The following is a 24,820-nucleotide window of genomic DNA, read 5'->3' as shown; positions in this document are numbered from 1 at the left end:
TTAGTATATGCAGAATCCGGAAAAAAATCTTATTTTCAGATTTTCTTCCGGATTTTTGTAAGAGAAGTATGGTAAGACGACAAGCGATTTTAATCCTTGAGCCAATTTTAGCCTTTTCCTTTGAAGGAAACTGCTTTACCGCCCCGCTTCTGTAAAAATATCAGGACAAGGATTAAGGTAGATAACTTATATTTCAAAATCTCTCATCCGCAAATTAACCTGATTCAATCGTTTTTCAATGTCACGTCCGTTAAACTTTTTCAAAAAAAGTTCGGATTGAATAGCGCCGTCTTTCATAAATAACACCCGGTCAGCTCTGGAAGCTACTTTTGCGTCATGGGTCACAAGAAAAACAGCCGTGCCATTTTTGTTGATATTTGAAAACAGCTCCATAATTTCTTCCGATGATTTTGAGTTAAGTGCGCCGGTAGGTTCGTCAGCAAATAAAATTTCCGGCTCGTTCATAAGGGCACGGCAGATACAGGCGCGTTGGAGCTGCCCGCCGGAAACCTCGGTAATGTCTCTTTCTTCCAGCCCGGTTATGCCGGTTTTTTCTAACAATGTCTTCGCTTTTTTTATAATGCCGGCGGTATTTTTTCTGTTTTCCAGTAAGCTGGAAAGAATGATATTATCCAAAATATTCAGATTTTTCAGCATGGCAGGCTGCTGGAATACAAATCCCATCTTTGTTCTGCGAATATCTGCCAGTGCGTTTTCATTTAGCCGGCTCAGTTCCTTACCGTCAAATTGGATCGAACCGCTGTTGATGGTATCTGTACCGCTTAACACAAAGAGCAGCGTAGACTTTCCGCAGCCGGACGGCCCCATCACTGCAACGAACTCTCCGGTTAATAGTTCTATATTCACTCCATTGAGTGCATTGGGCCCTTCCCGTCCTATGCTATAGGTTTTTATAATATTTTTTCCGCTTAGAATTTTCTTCATAGGCTACTCCTTTATATATTCCGATATCTTCAGGCCGGAAATATCCGAAATGCCAAACCGTGTTGCCAGATAGACACAAACCGCCATTAAAGCGGGAGAAAACAGGTAGGCAAACAACGGGTTTATATCAAAGCGGAACGTGGATGCGCCGAAAGATGAAATCAAGCCCACACCCACCAGTTCCCCCAAGGTGTTTGCCAAGACAGTGCCTATTAAAATGCCTGCTGCCAGCACAGCGGCAGACCTCACCATATATTGCCTGCCAATATCTTCTTTTTTGAAGCCGAGGGATTTTAAAACGGCAATAGGATATCTATCCTTTATCACCAGCATTTTAATAAAAAGAAGTGTGACCAGCACAGTGAGCATGGCGGCAGCGGCGATGGCGGCGTAAGAAGCCTTTTTAACAGCGGCAGTAATCCCGCCAAAGGTCTGGCCGATATATTCATCTATATCTGATACCTTGGCATAGGAAAACTGTTCCTTGTATCCGGTTATCTTTTCATCTGTGACAGCATCAGCCTGTAATTTAACCGGAATAATACTCCATAGGATACTGTCCTGACTGGTTTTAAAAACAGCCTTTGCCGTCTTGCCGCCATTGGTGATATCAGAATATATCCCGCTTATGGCAAGCTGCTTTTCCTGACCGTCAATAGTGAGCATGATAATATCATTAAGCCCTTTCTCAAGATCGCCCGCAACTAATGATGAAATAGCAATTTCCGATTCACTCTGTGGGGCTCTGCCGGCCGAATACTCAATAGGGAACACTGATTGGTCGCCAAGTTCAACCTTGAGCTTTTCAGTGATACTGTCCTCCATTTGCATATCAAACATATAACTGGTCAGCACCGTGTATTTTTTAATATCTGTGTCCCGCGCCATCACGGCGGCTATCTCCGCTGTTTTTCCCGCAATATCGTCCGTCTGCTGGATATCGATTCGCATATCACATTCGCCAATGCCCATATAGGTCATAAAGTTTCTTTGGGAAATGGTATTATAAATATTCTGAGGCACAATCATCAGAAACGAGGAAATAACAAGCACCAAAAACATGGTGCTGTAAAGTTTTTTTCGGGAAAGCACATCCTTTATGCCAAGAAAAATATTCGGTGAGAATCCCCTGCTGCCGGATAGCCGAAAGCTTTTCGCAGCTTTGACGCCACTCTGGGGTGCTCCAAAGCGTATGGCCTCTGCCGCTGATACTTTTTTGAAGCGGCACAAAACGCCGTTCACATAAAGCACCACCACGAAAAAGATAATCCCTGCGCCTATCATTCCAAATGCCGTGCCGAGGCCGGAACTGCTGCTCTCGCCCATATACAGGCGAATATTCTCCATCAAAGGCTCTTTTGCGAACAGGGACAAGATGAATCCAGCTATGCAGGCAAATCCAGCGAGAGCGCCATACTTCGCCAGATAGAGCTTTTTGATGATTCCAACCCGCAGGCCGATGGCTTTTAATACGCCAATTTCCCGGTAATCCTCTTCTATCTTAGCAATCAGGGTAAAACGTATGCACAGGAAATTAATCACGATCACAAGGACGCTGATAAGGATAAGCATCGCTATCATCATGCCGTCATCAAGGGCATTTACCAGCTTAAACAGGGAATGGGTGATGGCGGGAGGCCCGTTTGCCGGAAGTCCTGCGGCTATATAGCCGGATTCAAAAGCGGAAACAGAGGAACTGTCGCTAAAGCGGAACTCTATTAAATATTCCAGCTTTCCAAATTCCCTGACTTTTTCAAAATCTTCTTCATTAATAAGAAACCGCTTGGAGGAAATCATGGAAGCGTTCATTTGAGAATCCCGCAGGAATCCGGCTATCGTAAAGGAAACGCCATGAATGGATATGCTGTCGCCAATACTTGCCAGCCTCTGCTTCATGTAGTAAATGGGAACATAGATTTCTCCTTTGGCCGGGTAAATAATATTGCCATCCAGGCCCAGCAAAAAATCAAAGCGTTTGCTCTGCACCGAAAGGCCGTTATCCTGCACGGAACCGGCGAGGGAGTTTTCACCAATGACAATCTCTGCGCCCTCAATGTTGAGAAAGGAAAGCACCTGAAAATCTTCTACATTATTATCCGTATCTGCAAAAGCAGAAAGCCGTTTCATATCAATATCACCGGAGTGCATCTGCATAAAGTGCGGCGTTTGAGCTTTTAACATCATACTGTTAATTGCAGAGAACAAATTCACCGATAATATCGCGGCAAGGGAGGTAAGCATTGCCGCCAGAAGAATAAATGCGGTAATGGTGATTGTAATCAGTTTGCTTTTCTTTACATCGTTTATTATTATTTTTCTGTACACAGTTCACCTCCCCGCTCCAGCCCCCTGACGGACTTAATATTGTATAAAAGAATGGCCGTTACAGATAACAACAGACCTGCTATCATAATCAATAATCCAACGCCTCTGCCGCTTCCCACGCCGATTACCTTTCCCATGCTATTTGCCAGCGCGCCATCCTCTACCAGCAAAGGGATAAATACGTAGTCGGCAAGCGGACCTAAAATGCTGTAAGCAATCACATAGCCAAGCTGGGAGATAATACCGATCAGTCCCCAAACCCTGCCTTGAACATCGTTGCTGATATTGGTACGGATCAGATAATCAATGCTTGTGTTGGCAAATGGAAGCATTGAAAAAAAGAGAAAACCAAAAATGCAGATTAAAATAATGTTTTCTCTAAACCCGTAGCCTGCCATAAAGATACCCGCCAAAAAGAGGGAGGCGAAAAGCATTTGTGTAAAGCCCTTTTTTATAGGAACCGTGCCAAGAATAAGGCTGCTTACCAGCATACCCATGGCGGAAATCGTAGTGGAAACACCCAGCACCGAACTGTCGGTAAATCCAAGTATCATTGGCGTATAAAGAGACTGGATGCAGCCTAAAAAGAAAGAGATGCCGATTCCTGATAAAACCAGTGTGAAAACGCCACGGTTTTGGGTGAGCGCAGTCAGTCCGGTTCTAAACTCATGGAAGAAAGATTCTTTATATTCGGCAGCTTTAGCAACAAGCCCCTTTCGTACCACAAACGTCACCATCACGGTCAGAAAGATTGTGCATATGTCTATCACAAGCAGCAGCTTTATATCTGAAACCTGTAGAAGAAACCCCGCAACGAGTGGCGAGATCAAAAACTTTGCGGAACCGGATAGTTGTACCAGTCCGCTTGCTTTTGAGTATTCTTCTTCCGTTAGCAGGTCAGTAATTGTAGCTTTGAACGCCGGTTCTATGAGTGAAGAAAAAACCGAACTGATGGTAACGCCTATTCCGATCTGCCAAAGCAGCGCTGAGCCGTTCAGCATACAAATCAGGATATAGATAAGCCCCAAAGCGGAAAGCCCGTCGCCGAGTATCATTAAAAGCCTGCGGTCATATTTATCCGCAAGCACCCCCGCAAACGGAGTGAGCAGGAGTCCCGGTAAAAAAGCCAACAAGATAATCAGTGTACTGGAGGACGCAAGCCCTGTCTGCTCAAATACATATACACCAAGCCCGAAAGATGTAATACCGCTGCCTATGGCGGCAACAAAGCTGCCGAAGCACAGCATGACAAATTTTATAAATGGTTTTCCCATATTCTTATTCATAGGCGATTACTCCATCCATTTGAAATAGTTCTATCACCCTGTCAAATCCTCCCGGCTCTGCACCAAACAATCTTTCCAGATTAAATATAAACGCCTTAACCCTCCCCAAAAGTTCTTCACCTGTAAGTTTCTCTGTGTAATCATCAAAAACCGCATTGACATGAGCCACAATCATTTCCAAACTCTCATAGGGATAAGGGGTGTTGAATAAGCCCTCACTGATACCGTCCTCAATAATTTCCATAAGAATAGGCGGGATGCCTTCCATCATTGCCTGATGGGTTTTCTGGTGCATCAAAGCATTCTGCGGCTTGTGCATCTGCCGGGTGAGTTCCGATTTGCCATCTTTATCACCATTCATAGCCATAAAAGTTCTGAGCAGCCGTTCCAGCACAGGAGTACTTTTATCCGCAGCAATCTGTTTGGCCGCAGTCAAAAGCTCCGTGTTGCGCCGCTGGATAAGGGCATCCAAAATATCTTCCTTTGATTTGAAATGATAGTATATCGTCCCCCGCGCTATTCCGGCCTTCTCTATAATGGCGCTGATGGTCGTTCCATCAAAGCCATCACTGTTAAAAAGGTCTGCGGCGGCATCTAATATTTCATTCTTACGCACATCAGAGTCTTTAATAATTCTCATAACATCGCTCCTCTATAATTAACTAGACTGACGTTCAGTCTAGTTAATTATAGAATACGCCATCGCGTGTGTCAATATGAAACTTTAATATTTTGCGATACATAGCCCCATGGCATCTAAACAATTTGCGGTTTGCAGACCTACATTTTTTAGCACAGAAGGTATCCTATCTATAGAGATTCCCTCAGCAGGAGGTTCAATCTTACTGTGGCATAAAAAATGCTGCCCAATGAATGAGCAGCATTCCTATATTATCTTACACAACCTTATTCTTAATGGCCCCGATCCCCTCGATCAGGCATTCCACTTCATCTCCTGCCGCTAAAAACTTCGGCGGTTCAAACCCCATTCCAACCCCCTTAGGTGTTCCGGTGGAAATGATGGTTCCTGCCCGAAGGGTCATCCCCTTAGACAATTCGCTGACAATATGGTCTATATTAAATATCATAAGACGGGTATTGCTGTCTTGTCTCAGCTCTCCATTAACCTTTGACTGAATGTCAAGCTCCGGCGGATAAGAAATGGAGCCTGTTGTCAGAATACAGGGGCCCATAGGGGTGAACCCGTCAAGACTTTTTCCAAAATACCACTGCTTATGGGCATTCTGCACGTTGCGGGCGCTGACGTCATTAATGATGGTATATCCGAAAATATAATCCTTTACCTGTTCCGGAGCCACATTCTTTGCATCCTTTCCAATGATAACCCCTAATTCTGCCTCATAATCCAGGCTGTCCACCATATCGCTGTGGCTTAAGATCTCCCCGTATGGATTCACCGCCTCATTCACTCTCTTGGAAAAATAAACGGCATTGGGACGCGTTCCGTCAAAATCTTCTTTTTTAAAGCGGGCAGACTCCTCGGCATGTTCCATGTAATTAAGCCCCAGACAGATGATGTCCTGCTCCGGTGTCCGGATGGGCGCCAAAAGCATGACCTCTTTCATCATAGCAGCTCCAACGATGTTGCTCTTGTAAGGATCCAGACCGGAGGCATGTTCCAGTAAGTCTAGCTCAGACTGGGTGAGACCCTTAATGACCTCCAGCATCTCCTTATACTCCATACCAAATGCCCTGAGAGGAAAGATCCACATCTCGTCCTTACTCACTACCCCGATATCTTTTCTCCGGTCAACCTCGTATGTAACTAATTTCATAACATCCTCCTTTTACATGAACCATAACTCTTCCTTTGTGGTGGAAATTGCATCCGCACCTGCGGAAAAAGCCGCCATAATATCTTTTTTGTCTGATATCAGCCCGCCTGCAATAATAGGAATATCCGTATAGGCCCGGATCTCTTTGAGTACCTTGGGCATGACCCCGGGCATAATTTCAACCAGATCCGGATGAAAAGTGTCAATCTGCTTTTTTGTCGTACTCATGGCAAGGGAATCTATGATAAAGGTTCTCTGTACCCCAACCAAGCCCAACTCAACCGCCCGTTTTACAAGAAGAGGCTTTGTGCTGATAATCCCATCTGCATAAGTATTCTGCTTAATAAAATCTACAGCGATCTCCCTGGAGCTTAAGCCCTGTGCCAGATCCGCATGAACGATGGCATGTTTCCCATGCTCCTTTATCTGCTTCACAATGCTGCTGATATTGCAGATATTTCCATACAGAATAAATACCACCTGGCATTCCGAATCAAAGCATCTCTTTAATCCACCATCATCCTTAACCGCCGCAATCACCGGAGATGCCTCCAGTAGTTCTATCGCTTTCATCAATATTCCTCCACACCCACAAAATATGGATCTCGTTCTACTTTATCAATCCTTTCCCCCACCGTCAAGGCAATTTTTACCCTTTATTGCTTTTTCAAGGAAAGAAAAGAATATTTTAACGTTTTTTCATACAAGTTAGCAGGAGCTGCGGTCTCTGGAAACCAGACGCCTCACCCCTGCTACTATTATCTAGAGTTCTTTGCTCTGGACCCACCGCTTGCAGACCTCCGGAAAGTTGCTGATGACCCCGTCACAACCCCATTCAAAGACCTGCTCCAGCAAGGACATGTCGTTGACCGTCCAGACATTCACCTGGATTCCGTATTTCTTACAGTTTTCCACAGCCTCTTTTGTTAATCCATTTACCCCCGGGTGGTAGCATTCGAAATGATATCGGTCACAATAGTATCCTGCATTTCCCAGTCCCGGATGGTCAAGTAAAGCGCCGCACCGGATCCCGGGAGCCAGTTCCTTCAAGCAGATTATGGAAGTATGGTTAAAGGAAGAAAAGATAACCTTTTCTTCAAGCCCGTATTTGCGCACCAGATCCAGGGTTTTCTCTTCAAGACCCTCATAATAATATACGCCTGTCTTGATTTCGATATTTGTGATAAGCTCCTGATCCTTCACCCATCTGCAGTATTCTTCAAAGGTCGGAACAGGCTCGAATCCATGGATTCCTCCACAGACAGCATCCGCATTGAATTGTTTCAGTTCTTCATAAGTGAAATCCTTCACAAAGCCGGTACCATCTGTGGTCCGGTCAACGCTCTCGTCATGGATCACCACCACCGTTCCATCCTTTGTAAGCTGTACATCCAGTTCGATCCCGTCACAGCCTGTCTCTGCTGCCTTCCGAAACGCCAGCATGGTATTTTCCGGATATCTTCCACTGTAACCCCTGTGTGCAAATACCTTCATATCAACCCCTCTTTCCTTATATTTCTGCAAGCAATGAGCCAGGCACAGGAATGTTTGCATTCCTGCATCCGGCGAATGCTGCAAGGCATTTTACTCTTTCTCTAACATCTTTTACCAGTATATCATTTCCAGTATAAATTTTCCACAGATTCCATTGTTTTTATGCAAAACAGCCTCGTGAATCCGCAGGCTGCCAAAATGGATCAGGGCAGCTTACGGCAAATACGAGGCCATTTTCAGGAAATTACATTATACTTTTTCAACGTTCCTTGTAGCAACGATGGAGACGCCGGTTCCTGCACAGTCAGGAATGATCACATCTCCAATGGAAACAGGTGCGGAAACCTCCATCTTCCGGATTTCCTCCATGCAGGCAAAAATCTTATCCTTAGGAATGTCCTCCTTTGTCTTTACCGGTACCATTTCCAGATCACCGCCCATGACGCGGACCGAGGAAGTCACCACTCTGGTAGGGCTTAAAACCTCTTTTTTTCCGTATTCTTCCCCACGGCTGCAGGAATTCCCTGTCACTTCCACCTGGTCCCCTTCCATGCGTACCGTCAAAGGGCAGCCCAAAGGACAGCGGATACAGATCATTTCTCTTACCTCCATATCATTCCACCTCCGTACAGACAACGATTCTCTTAAGCTCCGGATATTCCTTAAAGCTGTCTTTCCTTAATACAACCTGCTCCATCTCACCCGGAGCCAGAACCTTTTTCTTTTTATGGGAGACCCTTGTATCATCATAATAAACACTGATAAAGCGGTCCTTGTATACGTCAGCCACGCGGAAACGGACCGTGACCTTATCCTCCATGTTCTCCACGTCAATCATCTGAGGCACCGTATAGCGGACTCCGTTCTCAGCTGCCAGCTCCAGGTTGTGAGCAGCCTTTTTTTCTCCATCCGCTTTTACGTAAGCGGCAGCGCTCGTTCCGGCCAAAGCGGCTTCCTCCGATACATAATCAACCAGATCATGAACATGAAGCACATTCCCACAGGCAAAGATACCTTCCGAGCTGGTTTCCAGCTGGTCGCCTACTACAGGACCAAACGTCACCTGGCTCATCCGGACACCGGCTCCCCTTGAAAGTTCATTTTCCGGAATCAGACCTACGGAAAGAAGGAGAGTATCGCAGCTATAATATTCCTCTGTTCCTGGAATAGGCTTCCGGTTTTCATCGACCTGGGCAAGGGTAACGCCTGTGACCCTATCCTTGCCCTCAATGTTTATTACCGTATGGCTGAGCTTTAAGGGAATTCCATAGTCGTCCAGACACTGGACTATATTTCTCTTTAAGCCGCCGGAATATGGCATAAGCTCTGCCACCACCTTTACCTTCGCGCCCTCCAGGGTCATACGTCTGGCCATGATGAGTCCGATATCTCCGGAACCTAAAATCACCACCTCTTTCCCCACGCTGAAGCCTTCGATATTCATTAATCTCTGGGCAGTGCCTGCGGAATAGATTCCTGCCGGACGGTAGCCCGGTATGTTAAGGGCTCCTCTGGGGCGCTCCCTGCATCCCATTGCCAGGATTATGGCTTTGGCTTTTATAGTTGACAGTCCATCTTCCCTGTTGATGACTGTCACTTCTTTGTCCTTGCTGATATCAAGGACCATGGTATTTAATTTATAGGGTATGTTTTCCGTCTCTGCCATCTCAATATAACGGGCTGCATATTCCGGGCCAGTTAATTCTTCTTTAAAGGTATGCAGGCCAAAGCCATTATGAATGCACTGGTTTAAGATGCCGCCAAGACAGGCTTCTCTTTCCAGGATCAATATATCCGTAATGCCCGCCTTTTTTGCCGCTACCGCCGCTGCAAGACCTGCCGGACCGCCTCCGATTATCACTATATCATGCTCTGTCATGTTGCTGTCCTCCTTATTTATGACCGGTCACTATATTGGAGCCGGGCCTGTTTTTGCAGATATCCTCCATCTTCCTGTCTGTTTCCCTTGCCAGGATTTCCATGGTCTTAGGGGCACAGAAGCCTGACTGGCACCGTCCCATGCCGGCACGGACACGGCGTTTGATCCCGTCTAAGGAAACTGCTCCCAGGGTCCGGGTAATGGCATCCACAATCTCTCCCTCACTGACCCCTTCGCAACGGCAGATAATGGTGCCGTACTGGGCATTCTTCTTAATAAGCGCCGCCCGTTCTTCAAAAGACAGCTTCTGCGGATCCAGGATTCCCCTCCGGGTGGCCTTATAATTCTCCTTCCGGGAAGCCTTTGCCTTTTCTGCAACCAGACCGGCTATATAAACGCCGATGGCAGGAGCGCTTGTAAGCCCCGGTGATTCTATGCCTGCCGCATCAAAGAAGCCGGCGGCATCAGTAACCTCACCCAGGATAAAGTCATCCCCATCCTCATGGGCACGAAGGCCGGAAAAGGAGGTGATGATCTGGCGGAACGGTATGTTCTTTACTCCCCAGGCGGCTTTCTCTATAATATCCGACAGCTCCTTTGCGGTTGTGCTGACGCCTTCTTTATCCTCCACATCGGCTGCCGTGGGCCCGATCAGTAAGTTGCCGTGAACCGTAGGGGTTACCAGCACACCCTTTCCCATCTTGCCCGGAAGCTGGAAGATGGTATGGGACACATGGGTTCCTGCCTCCTTATCCAGCAGGCAGTAATCCCCTTTTCTTGCTGTGATGTGTATCTTCTCTCCGCTTACCATGTTATGGAATACGTCGGAATAAACACCGGCAGCGTTGATCACATAAGTGGCATGGATGATCCCCTCTCCGGTTTTTAAGTCATAGCCTTTTTCCGTCTTTTCAATAACTTTTACTTCAGTATTAAATAAAAAATCCACGCCGTTGTCACAGGCGTTCTCCGCCAATGCTATCGTTAAACCAAAGGGGCATACGATCCCCCCTGTAGGCGCATAAAGGGCTGCCACAACCGTCTCTGTCACATTGGGTTCCATGGCTCTCACCTCATTGCCGGAAAGGATGGATAAACCGGGGACTCCGTTTTTTATGCCTTTCTCATAAAGCTCCTTAAGAGCGGGTATATCTTCCTCAGAAAAACAAAGCACCAGAGAGCCATTCCGGGTCATTGGGAAATCAAGCTCCTCTGAAAGCTCTCCCATCATCCGGTTGCCCTCTACATTGAATCTCGCCTTTAAGGAACCGGGCACCGCATCATATCCTCCGTGTACAATGGCGCTGTTGGCCTTTGACGTGCCGGAACAGACATCCTCCTCTCGCTCAATGACACAGATGCTAAGGTCATAGCGCGCCAGTTCTCTCGCAATTGCACAGCCGATTACGCCGCCGCCAATGATCGCTGCATCGTAATTCATTTCCATCATGTTCTTCTCCTCCATATCCGTAATGGTCACCCTTTTAAGTGAAAATCATATAAAAAAGAGTAAGGAAAATAAACGGATTCCTCCGTTCTATTCCCTTACTCTTTCATCTCAAAGGTTTTTTATTTTATTATCTTAATGCTAGCATAATCCTGACCGGATTGTCAAGATTTTTCTGCCTGGGCCTCCCCTTCTCTTATTCGCTGACTGCCATGACTGTATTCTCCTCTGCCAGCTTGGAAAGAAGGGCTCCCTTGTCAAAGCCCGGCGGATAAATGACTTCAAATACCAGTTTGATCTCATCCTTTTTATTCTTGTTGATTTTCACAGAAGCGATCTCGACCTTTTCTCTCTCCAGAAACTCTTCCATGTTTTTTACTGCTCCGGATTTTTGCGCTATGGTCATCCGTAAGCAGCCGCAGGAAGCCACCTGGGCAAAATAGCTGATCCGGTGGGTCAGAGTCTGCATGACAATAATGAGTACCGCAGACAATATGCCCACAATGTACTGGCCCGCCCCAAGAGCCAGCCCTACCCCGGCGGTAGCCCATATTCCGGCTGCCGTCGTTAAGCCATTTACCAGATTGTTCCGTACAAATATAACCCCTGCACCTAAAAATCCCACTCCGCTGACCACCTGGGCCGCGAGCCTTGCCCCATCGCTGTTGGGAATGTCAGGAAACCCATATTTGGAAACCACCATCATGAGAGCTGAACCGATTGCCACAATAGCGTGGGTCCGGATTCCAGCCGATTTGTTCCTGTTTTTTCTCTCATTACCGATCAAAAACCCCAAAAGGCCAGCCATTATAATGCGCAGCATATACTCCAGCTGGATCATGACGTATGATAAGGTAATTCCCCCAAACAATAAATATGTACCCTCCAAGTCCTACCCCTCCACGTTCTACTCCTCTTCTTGTGACCAGTAGAGCGCGCATTTTACCGCTCTCTTCCAGCCTTTTACCAGCTTAGTCCTGCTTTTCTCCTCCATCTGACTGTCAAAGGCCCTGGATACCTTCCAGTTTGCCTTGATTTCTTCACGGCTCTTCCAATAGCCAACCGCAAGCCCGGCCAGGTACGCGGCTCCAAGAGCAGTCGTCTCAATGCACTCCGGCCTTACAATCTCTGTGTTTAAAAGATCCGACTGAAACTGCATAAGAAAATTGTTGGCGCAGGCGCCCCCGTCCACCTTTAGCTGCTTTAAATGGATATCCGAATCCTGTTCCATTGCTTCAATGAGATCATAGACCTGATAGGCCATGGATTCCACCGTAGCCCGGATAAACTGCTCCTTGCTGGTCCCTCTGGTCACTCCCACAATGGTCCCTCTTGCGTACTGGTCCCAATAAGGTGCCCCAAGCCCTGCGAAAGCCGGTACCATGAAAACGCCCCCTGTATCCTCCACTGCCCTGCAGTATTCCTCTGTCTGGGAGGCAGAACGGACCATCCGCATCTCATCCCTTAACCACTGCACGGCAGCACCTGCCACGAACACGCTTCCTTCCAGGGCATACTGGATACCCCCCTGGTCGCTGGCAGCTATGGTGGTCAAAAGCCCATGCCCGGACTTCACCGCCTTTTCTCCTGTATTCATCAGGAGGAAGCAGCCGGTTCCATAGGTGTTCTTCACTTCCCCTGCTTCAAAGCAGCACTGGCCGAACAATGCGGCCTGCTGGTCGCCTGCCGCTCCGGCAATGGGGATCTTTCCTCCCATGACATCCGAAGAGGTGTAGCCGTACACACAGCTTGAAGGCTTCACCTCTGGCAGCATGCATCTGGGAATGTGGAAATAATTAAGAATCTCTTCATCCCAGCACTTCCTGTGTATATCAAAAAGCATGGTTCTGGATGCATTGGTATAATCCGTTACATGGATGCAGCCCTTGGTCAGGTTCCAGATCAGCCAGGTATCCACGGTTCCAAACAGCAGTTCCCCACGTTCAGCCCGTTCTCTCGCCCCCTCTACATGATCCAGGATCCACTCGATCTTGCTTCCTGAAAAATATGCGTCAGGAATCAGTCCGGTCCTTTCAATGATAAGCTCCTCCAGGCCGTCATGCTTCAGCTTCTCGATCCTGTCCGCGGTCCTTCGGCACTGCCATACAATCGCATGATAGACCGGTTCCCCTGTCTCCTTATCCCAGACCACCGTAGTCTCCCTCTGGTTCGTGATCCCGATTGCAGCAATATCGCTGTAATGGGCCCCAATCTTTCCCATGGCCTCCATGGTCACGGAGAGCTGTGAAGACCAGATCTCCATGGGGTCATGCTCCACCCAGCCCGGCTCCGGAAAAATCTGTGTAAACTCTTTTTGTGCTGCACTGCAGATGTTCCCCTGCTCATCGAACAGAATACATCTGGAACTTGTCGTGCCCTGATCTAAGGCAATGACATATCTTCCCATAGTACCTTCCCCTTCCAGTAATCGCCCCCGATTTTATTCCTTGTTAATTTTTTCTCAAGGAATAAAGAAAGAGCCTTGGAAATGAACGGTTACCCGCACTCATCACCTGGCTCTGTCATCTCTTAGGCTATCTATTTATGTATACTTAATACTACCATGGAGCAAAAATTATGTCAAGATTTCAGGCTATTATTTTCTCAATGAAGGCTCTCTCTTATGGTCTTAAATGCCTGGATCACAAGCGTAGGAATAAATGCAAATATAAAAATGGTAATAAACTGCCTTGCGTTTAAATCTGCCACATAAAAAAAGGTATGAAGTCTTGGTATAAACAGCACGGCTGCCAAAAGAACGGCTCCTGCCTCAAAGGCCATAATGCTCCACAAATTGCTTTTAAGCCCGATCTTCAGTATGGAATGACCGCTTCTGCAGTTAAAGCCGTGGAACAGCCTTGCCAGGGTCAGGGTGGAAAATGCCATGGTGCTGGCGGCCGCCTCGCTTCCGGTTACCATGCCAGTGTGGTAGGAGGTCATGGTACAGGCCGCTATGAGGGCCCCCTGTAGCAGAACCTGAAGGACAAAACGTTTTGTTAAGATTCCTTCTTTGGGATTCCTGGGCTTTTGGGCCAAAAGATCTGCCTCCGCCTTTTCCATGCCAATGGCAATGGCTGGAAGAGAGTCTGTCAGAAGATTGATAAACAGTAAGTGAACCGGCGCAAAGGGAGGCGGAAGCGCCCGGAAGGATGTATACAATACACATAGTATCCCGGCCATATTTCCTGATAAAAGAAATTTAATGGCATTCCGGATGTTCCGGTAAACATTACGGCCATTGGCAACCGCCTTAATAATGGTTGCAAAGTTATCATCCGTTAGGATCATGGCAGAGGCATCCTTTGACACTTCTGTCCCCATTTTTCCCATGGCAACCCCGATGTCGGCCTGTTTTAAGGCCGGAGCGTCATTGACCCCGTCTCCTGTCATAGCTACGATGTGGCCTTTTTTCTGCCAGGAGCGGACGATCCGTATTTTATGCTCCGGCGAAACCCTGGAATAGACGCTGATGTGCTCCAGCTTTCGGCTCAATTCCTCCTCCGGCATATCATCAAGCTCCGGTCCGCTGATTGCCATATCTTCGTCTCCCAGAATGCCTATTTTCTCCGCTATGGCAGATGCAGTGATCTTATGGTCTCCTGTAATCATAACCGTACGGATGCCTGCTCTTTTGGCGTTTAACACCGCATTCCTTGTTTCCGGACGGGGCGGATCCATCATCGCGACCATTCCAAGAAAGGTATAGCCGGCCTCTGATTTTTCCGTCAGCCTTTCATCTTCATTCATTTCCCGGCAGGCAAAGGTCAAAACCCTGAGCCCCTGTTTGGAAAATTCTATATTCTGCTCCATTAGGTTCTGCCGGTCCCCCTCCCTCATGAGGCGGATCCCTTCCCCAGTCCATATATGGCTGATCCTGGGAAGCAGCACATCCACCGCTCCCTTTGTGAACAGGACCCTTTTTCCTTCGATCCTGTGCATGGTGCTCATAAGCTTTCTCCGGGAATCAAAGGGGATCTCCCCTGCTCTGGGGTAATAGGATTTCATGGCTTCCTCGTTCATTCCCGCCCTTTCGGCCATCTGTACCAGTGCGGCTTCCGTCGGGTCCCCCAACAGCTTTCCTTCTATGTAAGCGGAATCATTATTTAAAACAGCATCATACAACAGATATTTATGTACTGGAACCTCTTTGCTTAAGAGCTCCGGAGGATAAAGACGGCTGTTTACGTAGATTTGCTGTACGGTCATGCGGTTTTGGGTCAGGGTTCCCGTCTTATCGGAGCAGATGACCGAAACACAGCCAAGGCTTTCCACTGCCTTTAAATCCTTTATGATGGCATTCTCTCCTGCCATTTTCTGTGTGCCCATTGCCTGAACGATGGTGACAATGGAACTTAACGCTTCCGGAATCGCTGCAACCGCCAGGGCTACGGCAAACATCAGGGAATCCAGGACCGGCATCCTCCGGTAGATGCTTAAGCCGAAGATCACCGCACAGATAAACAGGATACCTGCCGCCAGCCTGCTTCCGAACTGGTCTAAGCTTACCTGAAGAGGTGTCTTTTTTTCTCCGGTGTCATTCATGAGGGAAGCGATCCTGCCGATTTCCGTATCCATTCCGGTACCTGTGATCAGTACCTTTGCCCTGCCTGCTGCCACCAGGGAACCGGAAAACACCATATTCGTCTGCTCAGCCAAAGGTACCTTTTTTTCCCGGATCCTTCCCGTCCGTTTCTCCACATTAATGGATTCTCCGGTCAGGGAGCTTTCATTGACCAAAAGGGAATAATTTTCCAGGATCCGGCCGTCTGCCGCTACCATATCCCCTGCTTCCAAGAGCAGGATGTCCCCAGGAACGATCTCCCTGGATAGAATTTCCTGCTTTTTCCCCTCTCTTATCACCTTTGCTACCGGTGACGACAGGGCCATAAGACTGTCTAAGGACTTTTCTGCCTTCTGGTGTTCTACGGTCCCCAGCACCGCATTCAGCAGAAGCACTGCAAAAATCACTCCTGTGCTTTCCACGTCACCGGATATCATAGAAATTACTGCTGCTATAATCAGGATGATGACCAACAGGTCTTTAAACTGGTCCAGAAATACCTGGAAAGCGCTTTTGCGTTCCGCTTTCTTTAGTGTATTTGGACCATATAACTGCCTGCGCTTCAGGACCTCCCTGGAATCCAGGCCGTTCCTGCCTGCGCCGAGCTTAGCAAGGGCCTCATCCTCTGATAAACGAAACCATTCTTCCATTCTGACGCTCCTTCCTGTTTCTCATACTATGGTATGAGACAGGTAGTGAATTTCATGAATGATTTTAGCTTGCTATCGACATGAGCCGGACAGCAAGGTATAACAGGCGGCTTAATATGGGTTTTATCTCGGTGGATATCCATTGTATAATGGAAAGAGATCAACGGTCAATCTACCTGCTCCACCTCCAGTTCAATCAGTTTATGTTCAAGTACATCCACCAACCCCTTATCAGTCAACCCAAGATCCGGAACCGTCGGAAGGGAAATAAAACTCAGGGACATGAACGGAGCCTCCATCTCACAGCCCAGTATTTTTGCATCCCCATTAAGAATATCCAGCTGCGCCATCACTTCTTCAGCTGTTTTTTCACTCATCAGGCCTCCAATCGGCAGCTCCATGCTGTTTAATATCCCACCGTCACAGGCTACTGCCAACCCTCCATTCAGTCTGGCGACTTCATTCACTGCCGCCGCCATATCTTCATCATTCGTCCCTACTGCCACGATATTATGGTGGTCATGGGACATGGAATATGCCAGCGCCCCTTTCTTCAGTTGGAATCCACGGACAAATCCAACGCCAACGTTGCCATTTTTTCCATACCTCTCCACGACTGCAAGTTTAAGAATATCCTGTTCCACATCCGTTATAATAACACCATTCTTTACCTTCATCTCTTTTATGATACGATGGTTAATTATCTGCCTTGGAATCATATCAATTACATGAATATCCGTTGTTCCATCTGTATTCTTTGATGCTGCCCGGAAAGAATCTGAAGTAATCTTATTTTTCAGGATTACTGTATTTTTAATCCATTGGGGATAATTACTCACCCTGCATTCTTCCAGAAGTTCACCGTCTGCCGCAACAACTTTTCCCTCAAATATCACCATGGTAGGCTTTACAATGCGCCAGTCTTCCACAAGCAGGATGTCCGCCAACCGTCCGGGAGTTATGCTTCCGATTTCATCTTCCATGCGAAAATGCTTTGCCGTGTTCACCGTTGCTATCTGAATCGCTTTTATCGGGTCCAGTCCCAGTTCCACAGCTCTTGACACATTATAGTTAATATGTCCTTCCACCTGTATCTCCCGGGCATGCTTATCATCGGTGCAGAACATGATATTTGAAGTATCCAGCTGGTTGTCCACAATTCCCTTTACCAGTTCGTCCACGTTACGCTCACTGCTTCCTTCCCGGATAAACACCTTCATTCCCACTTTCAGGCGTTCCAGCATTTCATTAGTATTTACACATTCATGGTCGTCGGAAATTCCTGAAGAAGCATATACATTCAGTTCCTGCCCCAGACGTCCTATGGCATGTCCGTTTACCAGTTTCCTCCGTGAAAGCGTATCCGCTATCTTATGGAGATATTCATCCTTTACAAAGAGAATCTTTGATGGGTCCAGTTCACCCAGGCTGACGCTTTCATCCCAATCCATGATATCTGCCACTTCCTTGGCCCCCAGAACTGCTCCCGTCGTCTCAAGTCCAGGTGCAGTCGGAACCCGGGAAGAGACCTCAATCAGCATTCTGTAAGGAAGACGGTTCATAGACTGGAGCATTGCCCTTAGCCCCTGCTCTCCTGCCACATTTGCAATTTCCATCAAATCTGCACACAGTGTGGTCGTTCCCTGGGGAACCACTACGGAAGCCAGCGCTTCCGGAGAAAGCATAGTGGATTCAAAGTGCATATGGGCGTCAATCAGCCCCGGCAGCGCATACTGCCCTTTACAATCCAGTACACGTTCCGCTTCCAGGACTGCGTCAGGGTCGATGGACACAATTCTCTTGTTTTTAATATATATATTGGTGGGATACACTTCACCGGAAAATACATTTACTAGTTTTACACGTTCCAGCTTTAAATCACAGGGATGCTTCCCCAGACCTGTCTCAATTGTATTCTTTATTTCCTCAAATGTTCTCATATTTATTTCTCTCCTATAAAATAATCTCCAGTATCAGATATGCAATAAAGATAACCGTTAACACCCACACAGTCTTTGTCATTTCCTTTGCCTTGCCCGAAGCAACCTGTCCGATGGTATATCCAATTAATCCAAACAGGATTCCATATGCAATATTATAGGAAAATGGCATGAGGGCCACTGTGAGAAATACCGGAAGCGCGATGGAAACATCATCAAGCGGCAGCTTTCTTAATGGTTCTATCATAAAGATCCCTACCATAACCAGGGCCGGTGCAGTAGCAATCGATGGAATCATAAGAAACAACGGTGATAAAAACAGTGTGAACAAGAACAGTACTCCCGTCACACAGGCAGTAAGACCGGTTCTTCCGCCTTCGTTAATCCCGGTTGCACTTTCTGCTCCATAAATCGTCACCGTATTCGTTCCCAGCAGTGCTCCAACAGCCGCTCCGCCGGCACTTACAAACAACGCCTTACCGGCGCACGGAATATTCCCCTTCTCATCCATCAGGCCAGCCTTCGATGAAACACCCAAAAGAACACCGATACTGTCAAACAGATCCACAAACAGGAAACTGACAATAGCGAAAATTACTCCCAGCACCATTTCCGGTGTTCCTGAAAACAGCCCCTTTAACGTCAGCTTACCAAACGTAGGCGCCATGGCAGCCACCGGATTATCAAAAGAAATGATGCGGTCCGGAATCACTGTATATGCTATTCCTGTCATTGGATCTTTTACCAAAATACCAAGCGCAGTCACAACCAGAATCCCAATCAGAATCGCGCCTCTGACCTTCTTGATCACCAGGACTGCCGTAAGGAAAACCCCAAAGAGTGCAAGCAGGGCTCCTGGATTGGCTAAATCCCCCAGCGTCAGCAGTGTATCCGGAGAAGATGTAACGATTCCCGCTTGCATGAGCCCCGTAAATGCAATAAAGAATCCAATCCCCGAACCCACGGAATGTTTGATGCAGTCCGGCATGGCATCCACAATTTTCTGCTGTACCTTAAATATGCTTAACAACATAAACGTAATTCCGGATATCGCCACACAAGCTAAGGCATTCTGCCATGGAAGCCCAAGTGTGTTGCACACATAATATGTAAAATAAGCATTCAGTCCCATGGCAGGTGCAAGGGCAAATGGCAGATTCGCCCAGATTCCAATCCAGATACAGGCAATGGCCGATGCCACAGCCGTTGCCCAGAAGACTGCTTTTGTGTCCATTCCTGCCGCCGATAAGATTCCCGGATTTACTGCCACAATGTAGACACAGGTTAAAAATGTTGTGGTCCCCGCCAATATCTCTGTTTTAATATTCGTCCCTCTCTCAGAAAGATGAAAAAACTGATTCAGTTTGTCTCTCATAATAGTATATTCCCCTTATTTGTTATTATGATAATATGGTATTACCTTATTGTTCTTTAAAAAATAAAGCACTTTACAGCACTCTATTCTTTTACTAAATCTAATCTTCATATACATTCTTTACTCTTAGAAGGCTGAATTTTATGTACTTTGTATCATAAAATTCAGTATCATAAATAACCGGTCTATTATCTTGATTGTAATTTATCCCATGAAATACTAAAACACTGTCGCACTCCATCTTCCGCCCACAAACGGTTTCTTGCTCCATCTCCCTGCGGTTCATGGTTTCTATCCGGATTTTATCTCTGACAATAAAGCATCCGCCAAACTTTCTTAAGATATCAAAGGTGGACTTCCCTTCCACAGCCTCTCGTTTCAAATCATCTCCTGCCAAACTACATGCAAAACGGTCGATGCTGATTATGGCTGGATGTCCATCTGCCAAATAAATCTTTTCAACTTCAAAGATTTCTTCCCCTTCTTCCAGTTGAAGAATCCTTATAACCTCATCGTCAGCTTTCAACTTCCTGACATCCGCAACTTCGAAGGAGGCCTTATAACCACAGGATTCAATCAGCCTTGAAAATTCTTCTCCCGGCATAAGATTCACTTGAATATTTAAAGCTTCCGGATTAACAAATGTTCCTCTTCCATGAATTCTTAGGACTATCCCCTCCTTCTCCAGTTCATCCAATGCCCGGCGCACTGTTACCCTGCTGACTCCAAGATTCGAAGACAGTTCATTCTCTGGCGGCAGCTTCGTATTTCCCCCCAAATCCAGACTTCGAATATATTTATAAAGATAATTCTTAACTGAGCTGCTTAAATTGGGTTTTAACATTGGGTGAAGTTCCATATTCTCTCTCGCTTTCATAAGGTATTACCATATTATCATTTTATCAGCACGAAGAATTTCTGTCAATACAGAAAATAATCCAGATAAATCCAGACATTTTTTGTCTATTTACCACAACATTCGATAAGAAAACAAACATCATTTGCCATTGGCAAATTCAGTTTTGGAGATGAGCCGTTTATATTTGTTTCCTATTGCAGGGGACCGTTTTTTTTATTATAATTTGATCATGGGATGAGCAACCCGCAAACCGTAAGCAACCATGATAAGAAAGGACATGATAAATATGGAAAAAATAACAAGTTTTACCATCGACCATTTGAAACTTCTTCCAGGCATCTATGTCTCCCGCAGGGATCAGGCCGGGGACTCTGTCATTACTACCTTTGATATCCGCATGACCCGCCCTAACTTTGAGCCAGTTATGAATACGGCGGAAATCCACACCATTGAGCATCTGGGAGCCACTTTCCTGCGCAACCACGAATTCTTTTCTTCCCGTATTTTGTACTTTGGACCCATGGGCTGCCGCACCGGCTTTTACCTTCTGCTGTCCGGTGATTACAAGTCCGGGGACATTGTCCCATTGATCACGGAAATGTATGAATTTATCCGGGATTTTGAAGGCGAGGTGCCAGGCGCGGCAGCAAGAGACTGCGGCAATTACCTGGACATGAATCTTGGCATGGCAAAATACCTGGCCGGAAAATTCCTTGATTCTGTACTATATGGAATCGATGACGACCAGCTTATTTATCCTGAGGACTAAAAGCCAGGTTATGAAACTGATTATTTGTTAAAAGCCGGCAAAGAGGACATATCATGGCCCTCTCTGCCGGCTCTTTTCTTTTACCCTTCATCCAATTCCTCCACCATCCGGTATCCAACGCCCATTTCCGTAAGAATATACTGGGGAGCTCCGGGATTTGCCTCTATCTTTCTCCTTATATTCGCCATGTTGACACGAAGGGTATGGCTTTCATCGGTATATACCCCCCATATTTCCCGTATGATAAAATCATGGGTAAGCACCTTGCCCGCATTTTTAGACAGTAAAACCAACAGCTTATATTCAATCGGAGTTAAATGGATTCTTTCTCCGGCTTTGTATACGACCCGTTTGTTATAATCGATTTCCAGCTTCCCGATGGTGACCTTTTCTTCTCCCAGGGTTTCCGCTGCGGCTGATTGAGGGCTGTGCCGCATTGCCGTCCGTATCCGGGCAAGAAGTTCCGAGGTCCCGAATGGCTTTACGATGTAATCATCAGCTCCAAAATCAAGGGCAGCCACCTTTTCACGCTCATGCCCGCGGGCGGAGACCACGATCACAGGGGTCTTCGACCATTGACGTATATTCTTAAGTATCTCTAATCCGTCAATGTCCGGCAGACCCAAGTCCAGAAGAATGATATCGGGAACATGAGAGGTAAACATGGAAAGCCCTTCCTTCCCTGTTTTGGCCTTAACCACCTGATAACCGTTTGAGGTCAGAATGGCAGATATAAAATTGCATATCGCATCTTCATCTTCAATGATCAGCACCGTTGGTTTTATATCCATATTTATTCACTTCCTTTCAAAGGCAGAGTGAAGCGGAATACCGTTCCTCCATCCTTTCTGTTTTCAGCCTCTAAGTTTCCCTGATGAGCATTGACAATGGTTTTGCAGATGGACAGGCCGATCCCCATTCCTCTGGAGGAATCGGCACTCCTGCTTTCGCAGGGCTTATAGCCTGAAAACAGATAGGGAAGATCCTCATTGGGAATCCCTCTCCCCCTGTCCAGCACCTCAAACCTGGCCCATGTTCCATCTCTCTCCAAACGGACCTCAATGGAGGAATCGTCTGAAGAATATTTTATGGCATTCTCAAGAAGATTGATCAGCACCTGTACGATTAAGGTTCCATCCATTGGGACCTCTAAGAATTCCTCCGGAACTTGAACAAAGATTTTGCTCTGGGGGAATCTTCTCTTAATACGGCTGACGGCCTCCCCGACAACCTCCTCCGCTGCCTCCGGGCTTTTCTTAAGATTGGAGGCAGACTCATTGATCCGCGTCACGGAAAGCAGATTTTCCACCATGCGTATGAGCCACTGTGATTCCTCCTGTATGTTGGCGACCAGGCTGTTCCGTGTATTTTCATCAAGCATTTCCCCATTTTCACGGATCACAGAGCTAGCTCCCAGGATGCCCGCAAGAGGCGTGCGCAGATCATGGGAGATTGCCCGCAAAAGGGTGCTCCGCATCTTTTCCTTTTCCGATTCCACCATAATGTTCCGCTGCTCATCGGAAAGATGCTGCCGCTCCAGGGCCATTGCCACCTGGGAAGCGATCATGCGCAAAAACAGACGGGCATTATGGTCAAGATTTTCTTTTCCGCAGGAAATTCCCCAGACGGCAATAACCTTTCCCTGAGAGATCACAGGCATATAAAATGCCGCCGCTCCCATCAGAGTATCGGTCCCCGCTCCCGCCCGTTTCTGGTTTAAGAACACCCAGTGGGCAACCGCCTTTTCATCGGCGGAGTTTAAGACAGAGGAACCGATGTCATCGTCCGCCTGCCCCACTTCACCATCCTCCCCATGTTCCGGGTCAGTGGTGAAAAAGATTATGGACCGTCCAAACAGCTTCACCACGTAGTCATTTGTAAGGGCTACGATCCGGTCAAGGCCCCTTGTGGCAAGGAGCTTTTTATTGATTTCATACAGGATCTCCGTACGGTGTTCCCTCTTTACGGCCAGCCTCGCTTCCGCCTTCATGCGCACGGTCAAAGCGCTGGTAATCAAAGCTACCAGAAGCATGATGGCAAAAGTAAGTGGGTAGCCGGCTTGAATTGCGTTTAAGGTGAAATAAGGCTCTGTAAAGAAGAAATTAAAGGTCAATACGCCGACTGCGGAAGCAAAGATCCCGTATCCATACCCTTCCGTCATACGGGAAACCAGCAAGACGGAGAAAATATAAACCATAATAATATTCTGGTCCATGACGTCAAACTGGTGAAGCCAAAGGGACAGCAGGGTGGCAGCCGCCAATATAGAAAGAGTCTTTACGGTATCCCCCCAGGTAAAGCGGAAATTCTCATGCCTCACATTCCTCGGCTTCCTATAGCTGCGCCTGGTAATGATTCCTGGTATGATGTGAATTTCTATGTTAGGCAAAAGAGAGATGAGCTTGTCTTCAAAAGCCATGTCAAACAGATTTTTAAGGGTTTTCTTATTTCTGCTTTTACCCACTACGATATTGGTGATACCGGAAAGCTTGGCATATTCCGATACGGTAACGGCAATATCATGTCCGGTCAGGTTGACGATCTCTGCCCCCAGCTTATCTGCCAGATCCAGATTCGCCCGGATCGTTTTCTGCTGTTCAGCGGTAAAACCTTCACTATCTATATCTTCCACGTATAATGCGACCCAGCTTGCGTGAAACGCCTCCGCCGCCCGCGCTGTCCACCGGATGCATTTTGCCGATGAGGGTGACGGGCCGATGCAGACAAGCAGCTTGGTATTGGCCATTTTATCAGATAAGCTCCGCTCGCTCTGATTCTCTGAGCTGATCTTATCCGCAGCGCTGCGCAGGGCGATCTCCCGCAAAAGCCGTAAGTTCTCCTGTGTGAAAAAATTCTGCATGGCCGTTTCCGCCCGGTCAGAACGGTATATCTTTCCTACTTCAAGGCGTCGCAGCAGTTCATCCGGTTCAATATCCACCAGTTCAATTTTCTCAGCCCGGTCAAAGATATAATCCGGCACAGTTTCCCGGACCCTTACCTTAGTGATGTTGTCGATAACGTCATTTAAGCTCTCCATGTGCTGGACATTGACTGTTGTATAAACATCAATCCCGGCTTCCAGAAGCTCTTCAATGTCCTGATATCGTTTTTTGTTCCTCCCGCCCTCTGCATTAGTATGGGCCAGCTCATCCACAAGAATTAATTCCGGCTTAAACTCCAGGGCCTTATCCAAGTCGAATTCCTTTAGCTCCATATTGCGGTATGATACGTCTTTAGGCGGAAGCACCGTCAGACCATGCAGCTTCTGCATGGTCTCAGGACGGGTATGAGGTTCGATATAGCCGACTAAAACGTCTATCCCGCTTTTCGCGCGTTCCTGGGCGTCGTCAAGCATTGCATAAGTTTTTCCCACGCCGGCGGCATATCCAAAATATATTTTCAGCCTGCCCGGCCTTTGATCCCGCTGGGTCTGAATATCCTCTAAAATCAAATCAGGGTCAGGTCTGTGATCAAATGATTCCATCTATATTCCA

The 24,820-nt window shown here is 47.0% G+C and carries 19 protein-coding genes; 1 reads left to right on the top strand and 18 read right to left on the bottom strand.

What is annotated here, in order from left to right:
* Positions 1-186: 186 nt before the first annotated feature.
* The 16 genes from AC27IJ_RS22750 to AC27IJ_RS22675 all read right to left on the bottom strand — a co-directional run bounded on the left by AC27IJ_RS22750 (position 187) and on the right by AC27IJ_RS22675 (position 20,575).
* Positions 187-945, bottom strand: a complete 759-nt coding sequence (locus tag AC27IJ_RS22750; protein WP_487150922.1) for an ABC transporter ATP-binding protein — start codon at positions 943-945, stop codon at positions 187-189.
* A gap of 3 nt (positions 946-948) precedes the next feature.
* Positions 949-3,270, bottom strand: coding sequence for an FtsX-like permease family protein (locus AC27IJ_RS22745; RefSeq protein WP_487150920.1), 2,322 nt, complete (start codon positions 3,268-3,270; stop codon positions 949-951).
* Complete coding sequence (locus AC27IJ_RS22740) at positions 3,255-4,556, bottom strand: MFS transporter (protein WP_487150918.1); 1,302 nt, start codon at positions 4,554-4,556, stop codon at positions 3,255-3,257. The genes AC27IJ_RS22745 and AC27IJ_RS22740 overlap by 16 nt, the downstream gene beginning before the upstream one ends.
* Positions 4,549-5,196: a TetR/AcrR family transcriptional regulator gene (locus AC27IJ_RS22735; protein WP_487150916.1), complete on the bottom strand. Its 648-nt coding sequence runs from the start codon at positions 5,194-5,196 to the stop codon at positions 4,549-4,551. The genes AC27IJ_RS22740 and AC27IJ_RS22735 overlap by 8 nt, the downstream gene beginning before the upstream one ends.
* 256 nt (positions 5,197-5,452) lie before the next feature.
* Complete coding sequence (locus AC27IJ_RS22730) at positions 5,453-6,352, bottom strand: fumarylacetoacetate hydrolase family protein (RefSeq protein WP_312440974.1); 900 nt, start codon at positions 6,350-6,352, stop codon at positions 5,453-5,455.
* Between the two features lie 12 nt (positions 6,353-6,364).
* Complete coding sequence (locus AC27IJ_RS22725; protein WP_312440973.1) at positions 6,365-6,925, bottom strand: glycerol-3-phosphate responsive antiterminator; 561 nt, start codon at positions 6,923-6,925, stop codon at positions 6,365-6,367.
* A 189-nt stretch (positions 6,926-7,114) separates the two neighbouring features.
* Complete coding sequence (locus AC27IJ_RS22720; RefSeq protein WP_312440972.1) at positions 7,115-7,846, bottom strand: glycerophosphodiester phosphodiesterase; 732 nt, start codon at positions 7,844-7,846, stop codon at positions 7,115-7,117.
* A gap of 249 nt (positions 7,847-8,095) precedes the next feature.
* The gene (locus AC27IJ_RS22715; RefSeq protein ID WP_312440971.1) at positions 8,096-8,458 is read right to left on the bottom strand and encodes a DUF1667 domain-containing protein; all 363 of its coding nucleotides are present in this window, start codon (positions 8,456-8,458) and stop codon (positions 8,096-8,098) included.
* Between the two features lies 1 nt (position 8,459).
* Entirely contained in the window at positions 8,460-9,725 is a 1,266-nt protein-coding gene (locus tag AC27IJ_RS22710; protein ID WP_312502387.1) for an NAD(P)/FAD-dependent oxidoreductase, read from the bottom strand.
* Positions 9,726-9,738: 13 nt separating this feature from the next.
* Positions 9,739-11,175, bottom strand: a complete 1,437-nt coding sequence (locus AC27IJ_RS22705; protein ID WP_312502388.1) for an NAD(P)/FAD-dependent oxidoreductase — start codon at positions 11,173-11,175, stop codon at positions 9,739-9,741.
* 193 nt (positions 11,176-11,368) lie between these two features.
* Complete coding sequence (locus AC27IJ_RS22700; RefSeq protein ID WP_312440968.1) at positions 11,369-12,061, bottom strand: MgtC/SapB family protein; 693 nt, start codon at positions 12,059-12,061, stop codon at positions 11,369-11,371.
* An 18-nt stretch (positions 12,062-12,079) separates the two neighbouring features.
* Positions 12,080-13,579: a glycerol kinase GlpK gene (gene glpK, locus AC27IJ_RS22695; protein WP_312440967.1), complete on the bottom strand. Its 1,500-nt coding sequence runs from the start codon at positions 13,577-13,579 to the stop codon at positions 12,080-12,082.
* Positions 13,580-13,776: 197 nt separating this feature from the next.
* The gene (locus AC27IJ_RS22690) at positions 13,777-16,383 is read right to left on the bottom strand and encodes a cation-translocating P-type ATPase (RefSeq protein ID WP_312502389.1); all 2,607 of its coding nucleotides are present in this window, start codon (positions 16,381-16,383) and stop codon (positions 13,777-13,779) included.
* Positions 16,384-16,550: 167 nt separating this feature from the next.
* Entirely contained in the window at positions 16,551-18,323 is a 1,773-nt protein-coding gene (ade, locus tag AC27IJ_RS22685) for an adenine deaminase (protein ID WP_487150912.1), read from the bottom strand.
* 13 nt (positions 18,324-18,336) lie between these two features.
* A complete protein-coding gene (locus AC27IJ_RS22680; protein ID WP_312440964.1) occupies positions 18,337-19,698 on the bottom strand; it encodes an NCS2 family permease in 1,362 nt (453 codons plus the stop codon).
* A gap of 100 nt (positions 19,699-19,798) precedes the next feature.
* Positions 19,799-20,575: a GntR family transcriptional regulator gene (locus AC27IJ_RS22675; RefSeq protein ID WP_312440963.1), complete on the bottom strand. Its 777-nt coding sequence runs from the start codon at positions 20,573-20,575 to the stop codon at positions 19,799-19,801.
* A gap of 268 nt (positions 20,576-20,843) precedes the next feature.
* Here AC27IJ_RS22675 and AC27IJ_RS22670 point away from each other — a divergent pair, with 268 nt between their 5' ends.
* The gene (locus AC27IJ_RS22670; protein ID WP_312440962.1) at positions 20,844-21,326 is read left to right on the top strand and encodes an S-ribosylhomocysteine lyase; all 483 of its coding nucleotides are present in this window, start codon (positions 20,844-20,846) and stop codon (positions 21,324-21,326) included.
* 80 nt (positions 21,327-21,406) lie between these two features.
* On the opposite strand, the gene AC27IJ_RS22665 is transcribed toward AC27IJ_RS22670, so the two are convergent.
* Together AC27IJ_RS22665 and AC27IJ_RS22660 are read right to left on the bottom strand one after the other, a co-directional pair.
* The gene (locus tag AC27IJ_RS22665; protein WP_312440961.1) at positions 21,407-22,117 is read right to left on the bottom strand and encodes a response regulator; all 711 of its coding nucleotides are present in this window, start codon (positions 22,115-22,117) and stop codon (positions 21,407-21,409) included.
* A 2-nt stretch (positions 22,118-22,119) separates the two neighbouring features.
* The gene (locus AC27IJ_RS22660; RefSeq protein ID WP_312440960.1) at positions 22,120-24,810 is read right to left on the bottom strand and encodes a sensor histidine kinase KdpD; all 2,691 of its coding nucleotides are present in this window, start codon (positions 24,808-24,810) and stop codon (positions 22,120-22,122) included.
* Positions 24,811-24,820 lie beyond the last annotated feature (10 nt).

This window comes from Lacrimispora sp. YZC11, from assembly GCF_057543815.1.
Note: the sequence above shows the minus strand (reverse complement) of the source record. Positions and strands in the feature narration are given on the sequence as shown.

Bases quoted from the DNA above. Each gene is read 5' to 3' on its own strand.
- AC27IJ_RS22750 (WP_487150922.1), bottom strand. From the start codon at position 945: ATGAAGAAAATTCTAAGCGGAAAAAATATTATAAAAACCTATAGCATA.
- AC27IJ_RS22740 (WP_487150918.1), bottom strand. From the start codon at position 4,556: ATGAATAAGAATATGGGAAAACCATTTATAAAATTTGTCATGCTGTGC.
- AC27IJ_RS22735 (WP_487150916.1), bottom strand. From the start codon at position 5,196: ATGAGAATTATTAAAGACTCTGATGTGCGTAAGAATGAAATATTAGAT.
- AC27IJ_RS22730 (WP_312440974.1), bottom strand. From the start codon at position 6,352: ATGAAATTAGTTACATACGAGGTTGACCGGAGAAAAGATATCGGGGTA.
- AC27IJ_RS22725 (WP_312440973.1), bottom strand. From the start codon at position 6,925: ATGAAAGCGATAGAACTACTGGAGGCATCTCCGGTGATTGCGGCGGTT.
- AC27IJ_RS22720 (WP_312440972.1), bottom strand. From the start codon at position 7,846: ATGAAGGTATTTGCACACAGGGGTTACAGTGGAAGATATCCGGAAAAT.
- AC27IJ_RS22715 (WP_312440971.1), bottom strand. From the start codon at position 8,458: ATGGAGGTAAGAGAAATGATCTGTATCCGCTGTCCTTTGGGCTGCCCT.
- AC27IJ_RS22710 (WP_312502387.1), bottom strand. From the start codon at position 9,725: ATGACAGAGCATGATATAGTGATAATCGGAGGCGGTCCGGCAGGTCTT.
- AC27IJ_RS22705 (WP_312502388.1), bottom strand. From the start codon at position 11,175: ATGATGGAAATGAATTACGATGCAGCGATCATTGGCGGCGGCGTAATC.
- glpK (WP_312440967.1), bottom strand. From the start codon at position 13,579: ATGGGAAGATATGTCATTGCCTTAGATCAGGGCACGACAAGTTCCAGA.
- AC27IJ_RS22690 (WP_312502389.1), bottom strand. From the start codon at position 16,383: ATGGAAGAATGGTTTCGTTTATCAGAGGATGAGGCCCTTGCTAAGCTC.
- ade (WP_487150912.1), bottom strand. From the start codon at position 18,323: ATGAGAACATTTGAGGAAATAAAGAATACAATTGAGACAGGTCTGGGG.
- AC27IJ_RS22680 (WP_312440964.1), bottom strand. From the start codon at position 19,698: ATGAGAGACAAACTGAATCAGTTTTTTCATCTTTCTGAGAGAGGGACG.
- AC27IJ_RS22675 (WP_312440963.1), bottom strand. From the start codon at position 20,575: ATGAAAGCGAGAGAGAATATGGAACTTCACCCAATGTTAAAACCCAAT.
- AC27IJ_RS22670 (WP_312440962.1), top strand. From the start codon at position 20,844: ATGGAAAAAATAACAAGTTTTACCATCGACCATTTGAAACTTCTTCCA.
- AC27IJ_RS22665 (WP_312440961.1), bottom strand. From the start codon at position 22,117: ATGGATATAAAACCAACGGTGCTGATCATTGAAGATGAAGATGCGATA.
- AC27IJ_RS22660 (WP_312440960.1), bottom strand. From the start codon at position 24,810: ATGGAATCATTTGATCACAGACCTGACCCTGATTTGATTTTAGAGGAT.